Genomic DNA, 15,471 nt, shown 5'->3' on the forward strand with positions numbered 1-15,471 from the left:
CGAGTTCCATGACGAACGGCTAGAGGCTCGCCGCAACCAGCCTCCACGCTGATAAGGAGACCGTTACGTGACCGCAATCATCGACATCCATGCCCGCCAGATCCTCGACAGCCGGGGAAATCCCACGGTGGAGGTCGATGTCCTGCTGGAGGATGGCAGCTTCGGTCGCGCCGCCGTGCCGTCGGGCGCGTCGACGGGCGCGCATGAGGCAGTGGAGAAGCGTGACGGCGACAAATCGCGCTGGCTGGGCAAGGGTGTCGAGCAGGCAGTGGAAGCCGTCAACGACGAGATTGCCGAGGAAGTGCTCGGGCTGGAGGCTGAAGATCAGGCCGATGTCGATCGCGCGATGATCGAACTGGACGGTACGCACAACAAGGGCCGGCTCGGCGCCAACGCGATCCTCGGCGTCAGCCTCGCCACTGCCAAGGCTGCGGCCGAAGCGCGCGGCCTGCCGCTCTATCGCTACATCGGCGGCGTTTCCGCGCACGTGCTGCCGGTGCCGATGATGAACATCATCAATGGCGGCGAGCATGCCGACAATCCGATCGACTTCCAGGAATTCATGATCGTCCCGGTCGGCGCGGAGAACATCGTCGAGGCGGTGCGCTGCGGCTCGGAGATCTTCCACACGCTCAAGAAGAAGCTCCACGAAAAGGGCCTGGCGACCGGCGTGGGCGACGAGGGCGGCTTCGCCCCGAACATCGCGACCAACGCCGAAGCGCTCGACTTCATCATGGAGTCGATCCAGGCAGCGGGCTACACCCCGGGCGAGGACGTCATGCTCGCGCTCGACTGTGCGGCGACCGAGTTCTTCCGCGACGGCAAGTACGAGATTTCGGGCGAGGGCAAGTCGCTCTCGCCGGTAGCCATGGCCGAGTATCTGGCAGACCTCGCCCGCCAATACCCGATCTTCTCGATCGAGGACGGCATGGGCGAAGACGATTTCGAAGGCTGGAAGGCGATCACCGACCTGATCGGCGACAAGGTCCAGCTGGTTGGCGACGACCTGTTCGTCACCAATCCCGAGCGCCTGGCAATGGGTATCGACAAGGGGCTGGCCAACTCGTTGCTGGTGAAGGTCAATCAGATCGGCACCCTGACCGAGACGCTGGCGGCGGTCAGCCTGGCTCAGCGGTCGTCCTACACCGCGGTCATGTCGCACCGCTCCGGGGAGACCGAGGACGCAACGATCGCCGATCTGGCGGTCGCCACCAATTGCGGGCAGATCAAGACCGGCTCGCTCGCGCGCTCGGACCGGCTCGCCAAGTACAACCAGCTGATCCGCATCGAGGAAGAGCTGGGCGACGCGGCGGTGTACGCCGGCCGTTCGATCCTTCGCCGCTAAATACGTACAAGTCCGCCTTGATTAACGGTGCTGGTTAAGCGAGAATCAATGCCATGGGGCGTACTTCACCAGTCATGACGTTGCTGCGCCGCGCGGGTCTCCCCGCTGCGGCGCTCATCGCCATCTCCTTCTTCGTCTACAACGCGGCGCTCGGTCCGACCGGGTTCGTCGCGGCGAAGGCGCTGCAGACCGAACTGGCGCAGAAAAAGGTCGAGTACGCCGCGCTCGACAAGAAGCGTGCCGAGCTCAAGAACCGAGTCGAGCTGCTCGATCCTAAGCGCGGCGCAGACCCGGACATGGTCGACGAGCTGGTCCGCCGCCAGCTTAACGTGACGCGTCCCGACGAAGTGATCATCCCACTGAACAAGTAGCACTCGGCCGCATTTCGGGTCGATCTGGTAAAGTAGGATTTCGCGTTGTAGCGACGAGGTCGTGCGCAATCCTCACGCCTTTTCACCATGCCTGCCGGACGCTGGGATGCGCTCTGCGCACCGGCTGGAATGCGGTCTCAACTTCACGCGTTCAGACCGCAACTTTCTCAACTTCACCTCTCATATTGCCGGTCCTTGTCCCTGTGCAGCGCGTCGGCCCTGCCTGTCGCAGCGGGACTGCTCCGCCAGAATCGGAAGCGTTCTCGTGCGCTTGCAACCGAGCTCTGGCCTCCTTGCACGCGTTGACGTTGCGTCCAGGCCAGGAACGCGCTTATAGGCCCGGCACCTATTTTTCCCCCCGGGCATGAGGATTTCCTGACCGTGGCCAAAGCACCGGCACGCATAGCAACGACCGAACCCGCGATCCCGAATCGCGAACGACCCAATCAGCCGGAGCGATACCAGGCGTCCAAGGAAGAGCTGCTCGCCTTCTACAAGCAGATGCTGCTGATCCGCCGCTTCGAAGAGAAGGCCGGCCAGCTCTACGGCCTCGGCTTCATCGGCGGCTTCTGCCATCTCTATATCGGCCAGGAGGCTGTTGCGGTCGGCCTGCAGTCCGCGCTGGACGGCGAGAAGGACTCGGTGATCACCGGCTATCGCGACCATGGCCACATGCTCGCTTATGGCATCGACCCTAAGGTCATCATGGCCGAGCTCACGGGGCGCCAGTCCGGCATCTCGAAGGGCAAGGGTGGCTCGATGCACATGTTCTCGACCGAGAAGAAGTTCTACGGCGGTCACGGCATCGTCGGCGCGCAGGTGTCGCTCGGCACCGGGCTGGCGTTCGCGCACAAGTATAACGAGGATGGCGGCGTCGCGATGGCCTATTTCGGCGATGGCGCATCCAACCAGGGCCAGGTCTACGAATCGTTCAACATGGCCGAGCTGTGGAAGCTCCCGATCATCTACGTGATCGAGAACAACCAATACGCCATGGGCACCAGCGTCAACCGCTCGTCGGCCGAGGATCAGCTCTACAAGCGCGGCGAAAGCTTCCGCATTCCGGGCATCCAGGTCGACGGCATGGACGTGCTGGCGTGCCGTGCTGCCGCCGAAGAGGCGCTGGCCTGGGTCCGCGCGGGCAAGGGGCCGATCATCCTCGAGATGAAGACCTATCGTTATCGCGGCCACTCGATGTCCGATCCGGCCAAGTACCGGTCGCGTGAGGAAGTCCAGTCGGTTCGCGACAAGTCCGATCCGATCGAGGCCGTGAAGCGCGAACTCGAGGCGCTCGGCGTTCGCGAAGAAGAGCTGAAGCCGATCGAGCAGGAGATCCGCAAGGTGGTCAACGAGTCGGCCGACTATGCCGAACAGACTCCCGAGCCCGATCCTGCTGAACTGTATACCGACGTGCTGGTGGAGACCTACTGAGATGGCGATCGAACTCAAAATGCCGGCGCTTTCGCCGACCATGGAAGAGGGCACGCTCGCCAAGTGGCTGGTCAAGGAAGGCGACGTCGTGAAGTCTGGCGACATCCTGGCCGAGATCGAGACCGACAAGGCGACGATGGAATTCGAAGCCGTCGACGAAGGCACGATCGCCAAGATCACCGTCGCCGAGGGTACCGATAACGTAAAGGTCGGCACGGTCATCGCATTGATCGCGGGCGAGGGCGAGGATGCTTCGGCGGCCTCGGCTCCGGCACCTGCCGCTGCTGCCGCGCCGCAGGAGACCCCGGCCGACCAGAAGACCGAGCCCACTTCGGAAAACAGGCCGCAGGAAACCGGCACCGCGCAGCTGACCGCGGCGGTCGAAAAGACCCAGGTCGCCGCCGATCCGTCGATTCCGCAGGGCACCGAGATGGTCAAGACGACCGTCCGCGAAGCGCTGCGCGACGCGATGGCCGAGGAAATGCGCGCCGACCCGCGCATCTTCGTGATGGGCGAGGAAGTCGCCGAGTATCAGGGCGCCTACAAGGTCACGCAGGGCCTGCTCGAGGAGTTCGGTGGCAAGCGCGTCATCGACACGCCGATCACCGAATATGGCTTTGCCGGCATCGGCACGGGCGCGGCGATGGGCGGACTGAAGCCGATCGTCGAGTTCATGACGTTCAACTTCGCCATGCAGGCGATCGATCACATCGTGAACTCGGCTGCCAAGACCAACTACATGTCCGGCGGCCAGATGCGCTGCCCGATCGTGTTCCGCGGTCCCAACGGCGCGGCGTCGCGCGTCGGTGCGCAGCACTCGCAGAATTACGGCCCCTGGTATGCCAGCGTCCCCGGTCTGATCGTGATCGCGCCTTATGATGCGGCCGACGCCAAGGGTCTGCTCAAGGCGGCGATCCGTTCGGAAGATCCGGTCGTGTTCCTCGAAAACGAGCTGATGTACGGTCGCCACTTCGACGTGCCCAAGCTCGACGATTATGTTCTGCCGATCGGCAAGGCCCGCATCGTCCGCTCGGGCAAGGACGTTACCATCGTTTCCTACTCGATCGGCGTCGGCGTCGCGCTCGAAGCCGCCGAGACGCTGGCAGGCGAGGGGATCGATGCCGAAGTGATCGACTTGCGCACGCTACGCCCGCTCGACACCGCGACGGTGCTCGAGAGCCTGAAGAAGACCAACCGCATGGTGGTGGTCGAAGAGGGCTGGCCGACCTGCTCGATCTCCTCCGAGATCGTCGCGGTGGCGATGGAGCAGGGCTTCGACGACCTCGACGCCCCCGTGCTGCGCGTCACCAACGAAGACGTCCCGCTGCCTTATGCGGCGAACCTCGAGAAGCTCGCCTTGGTCGACGCCGCCCGCGTGGTGACGGCGGTGAAGAAGGTGACGTACAAGGCGTAAGTAGGTGACGGTGAACGGCTACAGGCCGTTCGCCGTCACGCAATTCGACTTGGGAGGAAATCTGGCGGGGTCTGGCGTAGGCGTGTCAAGCTGTGTGCTGCGAGCCCGGAACATCGCCGTACGAGTAAATGCCGTGTCCAGATTGACCCATCTGAACGGCACTTTGCTGAAGACTGGCTGATAGTCGTACGTCACTTGGACGTGGAACATCAGCTCGTTGAGCGGCAGCATGCGCGTTCGCGGCAGCGTAGCCAGCGGTGTCGTCTTCATGCAGCCGATCACCGGCTGCGCGGCGACATAGCCGCCGTCAAAGCGTTGCCAGACGAAACGTGTCTCTACTGCTCCATTGCCGTCAAGATCGGTGCCGCGAACACTGCTGATTACAACTCGTCCATGATTGCGCAGATCGAAAGGCTGTGCGGTCAGATCGATAGCGCTGAAAAGGTCATAGATCTCGCCCTCTGTCGCACTGATGGCGCCAACGCCGCTTTGTGCGACTAGATCGGCAGTCATCGCCGCGAGGCGCTGTGTGCGATTATTTGCCAGCACATAGTTTCCGACTTCGATGCCTGTCAGCACGAAGCCAAGAAACAGCGGTAACATCAGCCCAAATTCAAGCATGGCGACGGCGCTTCGATCTGCCGCCGCCGCCTGCAATCGAGTGCGGTAAGGTCGCAACATTATATAGCCTTCCGAACAACCGCTTCGTTGCGGACGACCGTGGTTGCCTTTAGGTCCATCCCCAGGCCCAAACCCAGGTCTCGCCCCAGAAACCCGAAGAGCACGCGTTTGGGGAAAACCGCGGTCACGCTAATGACGTCGCCCGGGCCGCCCAATGTGCCGGTGATAGGGATCGCGGGATCCCAATGTCCGTTCCGGTTCCGATCCTCGTAAGCCTCACCGATATCGTAGGCCTTGTTCCTGTTGGCGTCGGTGTATGGCTCGGGGTACGCGGTGCTGAAGTCATGGAAGACTCGGGTCTCGATCTGGATCGTTCGACCCGGTTCAGTGGGGAAGATCGCCATGGTTCGGCTGATGCTCTCCCGCAGCGAATTGAACCGATTGCTTTCCGAGGCTTCGAGGCTCGCCGTCGCTACGCGGGCGGCTTCGGTAACGGCCCCTTCAAGCGCTACGCGCGCAAAGATCATGTGCCCGACTTCCAACGACCCGCAGATCAGCATGAGCATGACGGGGGCAAGCATCGCGAATTCGACCGCGGTCACGCCACGGTCGTCGCCGCGAAAGTGTCTTATCGATTTCATTGTATCAGGTGCAAATCTACGAGTTCTGACGCAACTGTCTGGAAAGCCCGCTTCAACTCATCCGTGTTACTCGTGCGGTATACGCGGTTTGGCGCACAATTGTTGAATGCCGTGTTCACTTCATTCGAATTGGCCACCAGCGCAATTATGTAGACCTCGGGCGGATTGGTCTCCCGCTGCATGTTCGCACACACCTTGGAAAAGCGCCGGAGCATCTGCTGCTCGCCATTTGCCGGGTTGGCTGAGATGCGCCCATCAGACCAGCGACCGTACCAGGAGAAAGTTCGATCCGTATATCCGTTCTGGGTCTCACCAATCTCGTTCAAGCCGTCGGTCATGAACACGAGCGCTCGCCTAGGCTGTTCGTTCGTCGGGTTGGTCCGACTAAAGACGTCGCTTCGGACGAGCAGACGATAACCCCACAGCAGGCCGCTGTGATGGATCGTGCCGTTCGCCGGATAAATCGCGCCGTTCTTGTTATCGATGTAGGAGTTGTACTCACTCTTCTGCCGTCCATAGGCGACCGGCAGCGCTTCTTCCGGGCATTGCCAATTCGGGCTTGGCATCAGGGTCTTGTAGTTGTTCCCGTTGTTATGGCCTGTGATACCACCGTCCTTGTTGACCGTGGCGGTCTCCGGCGCACGCCACCCGTCACGGTTTGACGGCGGGAAGCTGCGCCACTCGACCTTCCAGTTGTTGGTCGTGCGGGTTCCACTAGTCGGATTGTAGTAGCTGCCGTCCGTTGCCCGAATGACGTCGTCGCTGGCGGTTCCGGAACCGTTGTTTAGCCCAATGTAGTAATCGTATAAGAACGAGCGATAGAGAGGCGTATTGGCGAGGTAGTCTGCTCCGGAGTCACCCTCGGTGCTGGAGTTTAGCCGATACAAATTGTTGCCGGGTTCGACCTGTGCGTTATTGTAGAAGGCGCTTGTGCGGTTGGCGCGATTTGCCACCGTGTCGTTTGTCGAGCCTCTTGCGATGTCTGGTACGTACATCGGTGGAACGAAGAAAGGCTCAACGGCCGGAGCTTCATACCCGGGCAGCGCCCGCGTGAGGTCCCAAGCGTTGGCTTCGGACACCAGCCGGTCGGCGCTTACGTCCTTGACGGTCGAGTCCGCCATGACGCATCCTTTCCACGCATAGCGATTTGTGGGCCAGGCGCCCCATCCCGCAGCGCGTCCCGACGTGAAACCGTCGATACTTTGAATGGCACTCGCTCTTTTCGCCTGGAGCAGATGACCCACATTCACGGTGACGTCGTACGGGATGATCCCCACCGCGAGGTCGCGCCGCGTCGCGGCTCCCTGATGCACGATGTCAATGAAGCTTTTGGCTGCTTCCTTGAGGGCCATGATACGGGTCTTGCCGCCACTGAGCGCGTCTTTCATCGAGCCGGTGTTGTCGAGCACCATCATCACTTCGAGCGGACGCGGCTGGAGTTCCGCCTTTGCGGTTGCCACCAGTTCCTTGCTAGAAAATCCGAAGATGCGCATGAACGTCATGCGAACCGTCGCTCTCGCCACCACGGTCGTCACATTGATGCCGTTCAAGACCTCGAAACGGGGCGAGACGGTGATGTTGGTTGTGCCCATATAGGCCGGGCTTTGCGAGAAATTCCCGTCGAAATAAGCCGCGACCTGCTGAGTCCGGGAGCTCGGTGACCCGTCGGTGACGGCGAAGGAGCGAGCGCCCGCCAAGGCTGCAGCATCCACGCCCGCTTGCAACTGAGACTTCACGATGTACATGCGGCCGGCATCAATCGCGCCACCCAGGGCAGCAATCGCCGGGATCAAGCCAACGGTCATCATAGCAATCGCCGAGCCACGCCGGTCGCGCTTGAGCTTCCGCAGCATAGCGCGGCAAGCCTGAGATGATCGGTATACCCCAGGTGCTAAGGGGCGCAACTTGTACATGGAGCGTTCCTTCGGCCCAGATGCAACGGCTCTGGGTAAGCAAAATTCGTAGGAAACTATTTGCGTAACGGCGTTAATTCCGCGTTAGCGCGCTAGGAGGTTTATGCAGGTACCTGTCCCTGAGATCCCCGTAGAGCGGCGCCTGATCCTCAGCTATGCGCCGGATGCCGGTCGCGAGGGACTGGGCGCGTTGATGGCGCTCGACGATGCATTGGCGGTGCTGCTGCGGACCACCAGGGAGCCAGCATTGGGGCAGCTGCGGCTGGCATGGTGGCGTGAATCCCTCGAGAAACTCGATCGGGCAGCGGCGCCAGCCGAGCCGACGCTTCAGTGGTTGGAGCGCAGCGTGGTCGGCCGGGGTGTGTCGGGCGAGTCGTTGGTGCCAGTCGTTCACGGCTGGGAAGTGCTGGTCGAGGAGGAGCAGCTTGACCAGGCCGCGATGGAGCGGTTCGGCGCAGGACGAGCTCGCCTGTTCCTGGCAGCTGGAGCAGTGATGGGCGCGGCAAAAGATGACCCGTTGTTAGAGGCAGGGCAGGGGTGGGCATTAGCCGATCTGTCCGCCCATCTGACCGAACCCCAAGCGGTGGAAACTGCCCGCGAAATGGCTCGGCCGTTCCTAGCTCAAGCCTTAGCGCGCAAGTGGAGTAGCAACGGCCGGGCACTTGGGGCGATGACCCATCTGGCACAGATGCGACTGGAAGATAAATTTGGACCAGTGCAGCGCGTTTCCCGCTTGTTGTGGCATCGGCTTTCGGGGCGATGATAGTTGCAAAGCGGGAAGAAATAGATAGCCTGTAGGAACCCGAACGGGAGGCACGACGATGTGGCGCTATTTCTTGGGCGTAGCTGCGGTGCTGTTGCTTGGCGTCGCCGGTATCTTTTTCTTTCGTGCGCCCGCCTCGTCTGCGCCGAGCCTGCCGGCTGCGCCCGCGGCGGTTGTTGGATCCGACGGCGGTGAGGGAGAGGACGCGCTGCCTGACGAGGCACCCAGCGCTACGGCGAAAACACGCGAGCAGAAGCGGTTCGACCGCTACGACAAGGATCGCGACGATAGCGTGACGCGCGAGGAATATCTCGTGTCACGTCGCAAGGCTTTCGCCAAGCTCGACACCAACAGCGACGGACGGCTGACATTCGAGGAGTGGGTGGTCAAGACTTCCACAAAGTTCGCCGGCGCAGACAACGACAAGTCTGGCGCGCTCACGCGAGCGGAGTTCGTGACCACCGCGCCGAAGCGCAAAGCCAAGAAACCCGCCTGTGCCTGCAAGCCGGCCGAGACCAGCGAGGACTAGGCGGGCAGCCACTCCCGGAACGCGGCGCGGGCGCGCCCGGTGTACAGGAGCTTGCGGTCCGCCTTTTTGGTGCGACCCTCGATCGGCGGGAACAGGCCGAAATTGACGTTCATGGGCTGATACGTCTCGACCTCGGCCTCCCCGGTGATGTGCGCCAGGAGCGCGCCCAGCGCCGTTTCGCGGGGCGGTGTCGGCAGCGCCGCGCCGCCGAGTTCCGCCACAGCAAAGCGCCCTGCGAGAAGGCCGATCGCGGAACTCTCCACATAGCCTTCGCAGCCGGTAATCTGACCGGCGAAGCGGATGTTCGGCCGGGATTTCAGCCGCAGCGTCCCATCAAGCAGCTCTGGGGACTTGATGAAGGTATTGCGATGAAGGCCGCCCAGTCGCGCGAATTCCGCATTTTCAAGGCCCGGTATGGTGCGGAAAAGCTCGACCTGGGCCGCATATTTAAGCTTGGTCTGAAAGCCGACCATGTTCCAGAGCGTGCCCAATGCGTTGTCCTGGCGCAGCTGCACCACGGCGTAGGGCCAGCGGCCGGTGCTCGGCTGGTCAAGGCCTACTCCCTTCATCGGGCCGAAGCGCAACGTGTCGACGCCGCGTTCGGCCATCACCTCGACGGGCATGCAGCCTTCGAAATAAGGCACGTTCTCCCATTCGCGGAACTCGGTCTTATCGCCATCGAGCAGCGCCTGGTGGAAGACGAGATATTGCTCCTTGGTCATGGGGCAGTTGATGTAATCCTTGCCGGAGCCCTTGTTCCAGCGCGACTGGAACCAGGCGACTTCCATATTGATCGACTCGCGGTGCACGATCGGCGCGATCGCGTCGAAAAAGGCCAGGCTGTCCTTGCCGGTCGCGGCGCCGATGCTGTCCGCCAGGCCAGGCGCGGTGAGCGGCCCGGTGGCAACGATCGTCAGACCCTCGCTTGGGAGCTGGTCCACGCGCTCGCGTACGACGGTGATGTTGGCGTGCGCTTCCAGCCGGGCAGTCACGCCATCGGCGAAGCCGTCTCGGTCCACGGCCAGCGCGGACCCTGCGGGAACCTTGTGCCGGTCGCCTTCGCTCAGGATCAGTGAGCCCAGGTCGCGCATTTCCTGATGGAGCAGGCCGACGGCGTTCCGTTCGGCATCGTCCGACCGGAAGCTATTCGAGCAGACCAGTTCGGCCAAGCGGTCGCTTTGATGGGCAGGCGTCATGCTGCCCGAACCGCGCATTTCGGAGAGGCGAACCTTGTAGCCTGCCTGAGCGAGCTGCCATGCAGCCTCTGAGCCGGCAAGGCCGCCGCCGATGATGTGGATGTCGTGTGTCACGGCAGGGCAGATAGCGGGGGCGGCGCGACGATACCAGCGATGCGAGAGGAACGGCCATGAAGATATTCACGATCGGCTATGAGGCGACTACCATGGCGGACTTCATCGCTGCGCTTCAGCGTGCCGGCGTGGAGCGGGTGATCGACGTCCGTGCCTTGCCGCTCTCCCGGCGGCCGGGCTTTTCGAAGAACGTGCTCGCTGCAACCTTGAAGGAGGCCGGCATCGAGTATGTCCACTTGAAGCATCTTGGCACGCCGAAGCCGGGGCGCGACGCTGCCAAGCGTGGTGACGTCGCCACGTTGCGCGCAGTGTACGACACTCAGCTGGGGCTGCCGGAGGCGCAGGCAGAGGCGGCGCGGATGCGGATGCTGGCGGGCGAGAAGCCTAGTGCGCTGCTGTGCTTCGAACGCGAGCCGGGGCATTGCCACCGCACTTTGCTGCTTCAGGCGGAGGGAGAGGGCGCCGAGGTCGTAGACCTGTTCACGTGAAAAAGGGGGCAGCCCCGCGAGACTGCCCCGTAGTTCAGGGAGGTGTAGGCGGGCAAAGGGGAAGTCGACCGCCGACCATCTGCACTTAGATGCGGTTCATTGCGCGCATGTTTCACTTCGCTGATTAAACATGTCCGGTCGTTAGCCCGATAATCCTCGCTCCGGGGATGCGGCGCGCACCAAAGTCCTGCTTCGAGTGGTATCTTCCCCGCTGGCTTGAGACTTTCAGCCCACCGAGTTCATTATCCCAAGATGGGGCTGCTCGGTCTCGCCATAGGCTCCGCCGGCCACGGCTAGCAGTGCGGTTCGATCGAGTATCGTGACGCGGTTGCGGGTGCATCGGAGCACCCGTTCGCCTTCCAGCAGGTGCAGGCGGTCGGTCACACTTGCACGCCGCACTGCCAAGGCCTCGGCAAGCCGGGAATGGGTGATGTGATAACTGTCGCCTGATCCGCGGTCGTGCATCATCAGCAGTCGTCGCGCGAGACGTGCGGTGAGGCCGTGATGCGTCGCTGCGCTGATGGCCCCTATCATCTGCGCTGCGGCGACTTCGACGAACTGCAGGACCATGGCGCGGATCGGCGGCGATGCCCGGCACAATCGCGTCAGTTCGGCCAGGGGGAGGGCAAGGGAGGTCCCGTTCAACTCTGCCATGCAGCGTATGCCGTGCGTCATGCTGCCGAGCAGGATCGACCAGCCGGTCATGCCCTCGCGGCCGACCAGGCCGAGTTCCATTCCGCGGGAGTCCACCAGGCTGAGGATGGTGGTCTCCGGGAAGAAAACAAGCTGCGCCTCGCCTTCGCTTACGGCCTTGCCGCTTTGCATGGGCATGCCCCGGCAGGATGCGAGCAACTCCGCACGAACGGGCGGTGGCAGAGCGGTGATGAGGGTGTTGGATGAAGAACAGATCGCGGACGGCGGATCGGCCCCGACCTGCATTTCATCTCCAGCGCCAAGACCCATTCCGGTGGCCCTTTGTTCAGCGCGTGTACGGTAGCGTACCGAGCCTAACTGCCCGGAACGTATAGTCTTCGCCGACGGTTCCCATGCCGACGTCCAGGGAGGATAGTGATGATTAGAGATCCCGATGCAGTGGAGTTCAAGGAAAGCCCTACCCATGGGCCGGCGCCGGGCCGACGCGACTTCTTTCGTGCGTTCGGTCTAGCCACGGCGCTGGGTGGTGGTCTGTCGCTGATCGGCGGCAACCGAACGGCCGAGGCGCAGACCGCCGTGCCGACTGACGTCGACGTGCTCAACTTCGCGCTCAACTTGGAATATCTCGAAGCCAACTTCTACAGCATCGCCGTTCTGGGAGAAACGCTGCCTGCGAACCTGCAGGGTGGCACCGGCGTTCCCGGCGCTGCGACCGGCGGGAAGCAAGTGACCTTCACTGACTCCGTCGTCGCGCAACTTGCGCGCGAGATCACGCTGAACGAGCGTGCGCATGTTGCCTTCGTTCGCGGCCAACTCGGCACTTCGGCGATCGCCCAACCCGCCATCGATCTGAGTGTCAGTCCCACCAGCGCCTTTTCGACCGCCGCACGATCGGCCGGGCTGATCGGACCCGGTGAATCGTTCGATCCTTATGCCAACGAAGAGAATTTCCTGCTGGCCGCGTTCCTTTTGGAAGATGTCGGGGTCACCGCGTACAAGGGTGCGGCGCCGCTTCTGACCAACAAGACCTTCATCGACGCTTCTGCGGGAATCCTCGCGGTGGAAGCCTATCACTCGGCGATGCTTCGCACCTCCATCCACATGAAGGGGATGGCCACCCCGGCTACGTTCGACAAGAGCGAAGCCATCTCCAATGCGCGTGACGCTTTGGATGGTCCGGGGGATTTGGACCAGGGGGTGAAGCCCACCGGATCGGGCGACACGCTGACCAGCAACATCGCGCCGACGGACGCAAACGGCATCACGTTTAGCCGGACGACCGGGCAGGTGCTCAACATCGCCTATCTGACCAGAACGTCCACCGATCGCGGCGGCTTCTTCCCTAACGGGGTGAACGGCAACATCCGCGTAAGCGCTGCGAGCTGAGGGAGGCTGACATGCAGAACACCCAGATCAACGACATACTCGCCGCTTGTGAAGAGCGCCGTGCCCACCGTCGGCAATTCATGAAAATGGCCGGAGGCGTCAGCGCCGCCGTGGCGGGCGCGTCCCTGCTCGCCGGCTGCGACGACGATGACGATGATGGCGACATGGTTACGCCGACTCCGAGCCCCAGCCCGACGCCCACGCCATCCGCCGTGACATCGGACCAGAACATCCTGAACTTCGCCTTGAACCTCGAATATCTCGAGGCGCAGTTCTATGCCTTCGCGGTCAATGGCGCCTATCTACCGGCGAACCTCTTGTCGGGTACCGGCGCTGCAGGTGCGGCGACGGGAGCCAAGCAGGTGACGTTCACCGATCCGATGATCCGCGCCTTCGCCCGCGAGATCGCCGCCGATGAAGTCGCACATGTGACCTTCTTGCGCGGTCAGTTGGGATCGGTAGCGGTGGCGCAGCCGGCACTCGACTTACGTCCGGAAGGGCCCTTCACCACTGCCGCGCGCGCGGCTGGATTGGTCGGAGCGACAGGCACGTTCGACCCCTATGCCAGCGAGAACAACTTCCTCCTTGCGGCCTTCCTGTTCGAGGATGTCGGTGTCACCGCGTATAGAGGCTCAGCAGCGCTCCTCGAAAGCAAGCTGTACCTCGAAGCTGCGGCCGGTATCATGGCGACGGAAGGGTACCATGCGGCCATGGTCCGCACCGCCTTGTTCCGAAGAGGCGTGGCCACGCCATCGCTCATCGACTCGACTGAGGCGATATCGAACGCGCGCGACAGCCTGGACGGCAACACCGATCTCGACCAGGGTATTCGCCCGATCAATGGAGTGGCGAACATCGTCCCGACCGACGCCAATGCTTTGGCTTTCGGGCGCAGCGCGGGACAGGTGCTCAACATCGTCTATTTGACGCCGACCGCTACCAACAAGGGCGGGTTCTTCCCGAATGGCGTCAACGGCACGTTGAGCCTGAGCGCGGCGAACGCCTGAAGAACTTCCTTAGGCGCGTGCAAGCCGTGCGCCGTCAGCCCCGCGCGCTCCCTCCGCGCGCGGGGCTGATCGTTGTCAGGCGACTGCCTTGCGGCGTTCGGCCATCTCGGCGTTGAGCATCTCGGCGAGTAAAAAGGCGAGTTCCAGGCTCTGCCCGGCGTTGAGCCGCGGATCGCAATGCGTGTGGTAGCGGTCGGCCAGGCCCTGTTCGGTTATCTCCACCGCACCGCCGGTGCATTCGGTGACATTCTGCCCAGTCATCTCGGCGTGAATGCCGCCGGCAAAGGTACCTTCTGCGCGGTGCACGGCGAAGAAGCCGCGTACCTCCGCCAGGATACGCTCGAACGGCCGCGTCTTGTAGCCATTCGCCGCCTTGACGACGTTGCCGTGCATCGGGTCGCAGCTCCACACCACCGAATGCCCTTCGCGCTTCACCGCGCGTACGAGTTTGGGCAGGCCATCTTCGATCTTGTCATGGCCATAGCGGGTGATCAGCGTCATCCGTCCCGGCACCCGCGCAGGATTGAGGACGTCGAGCAGCCGCAGCAGCGCGTCGGGCTCCAGGCTCGGGCCGCACTTCATCCCGATCGGATTGCCGATGCCGCGCAGGAACTCGACATGCGCCGAACCCTCGAACCGCGTCCGGTCGCCGATCCACAGGAAATGCGCCGACGTGTCGTACCAGTCGCCGGTCAGGCTGTCCTGCCGGGTCAGCGCCTGCTCGTAGGGAAGCAGCAGCGCCTCGTGACTTGTGTAGAATTGCGTCGCCTTCAGCTGCGGCACGCTGTCCGCGTCGATCCCGCACGCAGCCATGAAGTCGAGCGCTTCGCCGATCCGGTCGGCGACATCCTTGTACCGCTGGGCCCAGGGGCTCTGGCCGAGGAAGTCGAGCGTCCATCTATGAACCTGGTGCAGGTTGGCATAGCCGCCCTGCGCGAAGGCGCGCAGCAGGTTGAGCGTCGCAGCCGACTGGGCATAGCCCTGTACCATCCGCTGCGGATCGGGATTTCGCGCTTCGGGAGTGAAGGCGATGTCGTTGACATTGTCGCCGCGGTACGAGGGCAGGGTAACCCCGTCGATCGTCTCGTCGTTCGCCGAGCGGGGCTTGGCGAACTGGCCGGCCATGCGGCCCAGCTTCACCGTCGGCAGCTTGGAGGCATAAGTGAGGACCACCGCCATCTGCAGCAGCACGCGAAAGGTGTCGCGGATATTGTTGGGGTGGAACTCGGCAAAGCTTTCGGCGCAATCGCCGCCCTGCAGCAAGAAGGCCTCACCACGGGCCACCTTGGCCAGGTCCTGCGTCAGCTGGCGCGCCTCTCCGGCGAACACCAGCGGGGGCGCGGTCTCGAGCTGACGCGTCGCGGCGTCGAGTGCGGCGGGGTCGGGGTAAATCGGAAGCTGGCGCGCTTCAGCCTGGCGCCAGCTGTCGGGGGTCCAGCCCATGGCATGCTCCAGATTGCGGATGGGCACATACCAATCCTGGTGATGGGCGATGCCGTTCGCCGCGATCTGATTGAGAACGGCGGCAGAGGCGCGCTTTCCGTCCTCCTCCCAGCCTTGCACGGTCGATCCGGGCGTGTCGAACCAGGCGCCAAAGG

The 15,471-nt window shown here is 63.0% G+C and carries 15 protein-coding genes; 9 read left to right on the plus strand and 6 right to left on the minus strand.

Annotated elements, in window-relative coordinates; genetic code table 11:
• The first annotated feature begins 67 nt into the window (after positions 1–67).
• The 4 genes from eno to LZ586_RS02085 all read left to right on the plus strand — a co-directional run bounded on the left by eno (position 68) and on the right by LZ586_RS02085 (position 4,561).
• The gene (gene eno, locus LZ586_RS02070; RefSeq protein ID WP_235078044.1) at positions 68–1,345 is read left to right on the plus strand and encodes a phosphopyruvate hydratase; all 1,278 of its coding nucleotides are present in this window, start codon (positions 68–70) and stop codon (positions 1,343–1,345) included.
• Positions 1,346–1,398: 53 nt separating this feature from the next.
• Complete coding sequence (locus LZ586_RS02075) at positions 1,399–1,716, plus strand: FtsB family cell division protein (RefSeq protein ID WP_235078045.1); 318 nt, start codon at positions 1,399–1,401, stop codon at positions 1,714–1,716.
• 381 nt (positions 1,717–2,097) lie between these two features.
• Positions 2,098–3,147 (plus strand): pyruvate dehydrogenase (acetyl-transferring) E1 component subunit alpha, encoded by a 1,050-nt coding sequence (pdhA, locus tag LZ586_RS02080; protein ID WP_235078046.1) that lies wholly within the window; start codon positions 2,098–2,100, stop codon positions 3,145–3,147.
• Position 3,148: 1 nt separating this feature from the next.
• On the plus strand, positions 3,149–4,561 hold the full coding sequence (locus tag LZ586_RS02085; protein WP_235078047.1) for a pyruvate dehydrogenase complex E1 component subunit beta: 1,413 nt from the start codon (positions 3,149–3,151) through the stop codon (positions 4,559–4,561).
• A gap of 18 nt (positions 4,562–4,579) precedes the next feature.
• Here the strand turns inward: LZ586_RS02085 and LZ586_RS02090 are convergent, their stop codons facing one another.
• From LZ586_RS02090 to LZ586_RS02100, 3 genes are read right to left on the minus strand one after another with little or no spacing between them, the layout of a single operon-like run.
• Positions 4,580–5,182, minus strand: coding sequence for a TadE/TadG family type IV pilus assembly protein (locus LZ586_RS02090; RefSeq protein WP_235078048.1), 603 nt, complete (start codon positions 5,180–5,182; stop codon positions 4,580–4,582).
• 59 nt (positions 5,183–5,241) lie between these two features.
• Complete coding sequence (locus LZ586_RS02095; RefSeq protein WP_235078049.1) at positions 5,242–5,784, minus strand: TadE family protein; 543 nt, start codon at positions 5,782–5,784, stop codon at positions 5,242–5,244.
• Between the two features lie 35 nt (positions 5,785–5,819).
• Positions 5,820–7,676 carry a TadE/TadG family type IV pilus assembly protein gene (locus LZ586_RS02100; protein ID WP_235078050.1) on the minus strand — a complete coding sequence of 619 codons (1,857 nt, stop codon included), beginning with the start codon at positions 7,674–7,676 and terminating at the stop codon, positions 5,820–5,822.
• A gap of 163 nt (positions 7,677–7,839) precedes the next feature.
• On the opposite strand from LZ586_RS02100, the gene LZ586_RS02105 reads away from it, so the two are divergent.
• Together LZ586_RS02105 and LZ586_RS02110 are read left to right on the plus strand one after the other, a co-directional pair.
• Positions 7,840–8,499 (plus strand): hypothetical protein, encoded by a 660-nt coding sequence (locus tag LZ586_RS02105; protein ID WP_235078051.1) that lies wholly within the window; start codon positions 7,840–7,842, stop codon positions 8,497–8,499.
• Between the two features lie 88 nt (positions 8,500–8,587).
• On the plus strand, positions 8,588–9,028 hold the full coding sequence (locus LZ586_RS02110) for an EF-hand domain-containing protein (protein ID WP_235078052.1): 441 nt from the start codon (positions 8,588–8,590) through the stop codon (positions 9,026–9,028).
• Here LZ586_RS02110 and trmFO read toward each other — a convergent pair.
• Positions 9,025–10,338 carry a methylenetetrahydrofolate--tRNA-(uracil(54)-C(5))-methyltransferase (FADH(2)-oxidizing) TrmFO gene (trmFO, locus tag LZ586_RS02115; RefSeq protein ID WP_235078053.1) on the minus strand — a complete coding sequence of 438 codons (1,314 nt, stop codon included), beginning with the start codon at positions 10,336–10,338 and terminating at the stop codon, positions 9,025–9,027. The genes LZ586_RS02110 and trmFO overlap by 4 nt on opposite strands.
• A 56-nt stretch (positions 10,339–10,394) precedes the next feature.
• Between trmFO and LZ586_RS02120 the strand changes: the two genes are divergently transcribed.
• Positions 10,395–10,826 (plus strand): DUF488 family protein, encoded by a 432-nt coding sequence (locus tag LZ586_RS02120; protein WP_235078054.1) that lies wholly within the window; start codon positions 10,395–10,397, stop codon positions 10,824–10,826.
• A 225-nt stretch (positions 10,827–11,051) separates the two neighbouring features.
• Here the strand turns inward: LZ586_RS02120 and LZ586_RS02125 are convergent, their stop codons facing one another.
• A complete protein-coding gene (locus LZ586_RS02125) occupies positions 11,052–11,765 on the minus strand; it encodes a Crp/Fnr family transcriptional regulator (RefSeq protein WP_235078055.1) in 714 nt (237 codons plus the stop codon).
• A gap of 132 nt (positions 11,766–11,897) precedes the next feature.
• Between LZ586_RS02125 and LZ586_RS02130 the strand changes: the two genes are divergently transcribed.
• Both LZ586_RS02130 and LZ586_RS02135 read left to right on the plus strand, forming a co-directional pair.
• Positions 11,898–12,866 carry a ferritin-like domain-containing protein gene (locus LZ586_RS02130; RefSeq protein ID WP_235078056.1) on the plus strand — a complete coding sequence of 323 codons (969 nt, stop codon included), beginning with the start codon at positions 11,898–11,900 and terminating at the stop codon, positions 12,864–12,866.
• Positions 12,867–12,877: 11 nt separating this feature from the next.
• On the plus strand, positions 12,878–13,873 hold the full coding sequence (locus LZ586_RS02135; RefSeq protein WP_235078057.1) for a ferritin-like domain-containing protein: 996 nt from the start codon (positions 12,878–12,880) through the stop codon (positions 13,871–13,873).
• Between the two features lie 75 nt (positions 13,874–13,948).
• On the opposite strand, the gene LZ586_RS02140 is transcribed toward LZ586_RS02135, so the two are convergent.
• Positions 13,949–15,316: a class II 3-deoxy-7-phosphoheptulonate synthase gene (locus LZ586_RS02140; protein WP_235079702.1), complete on the minus strand. Its 1,368-nt coding sequence runs from the start codon at positions 15,314–15,316 to the stop codon at positions 13,949–13,951.
• Between the last annotated feature and the right edge of the window lie 155 nt (positions 15,317–15,471).

It is taken from the genome of Sphingomonas sp. S2-65 (assembly GCF_021513175.1).
Taxonomy (GTDB): domain Bacteria; phylum Pseudomonadota; class Alphaproteobacteria; order Sphingomonadales; family Sphingomonadaceae; genus Sphingomonas.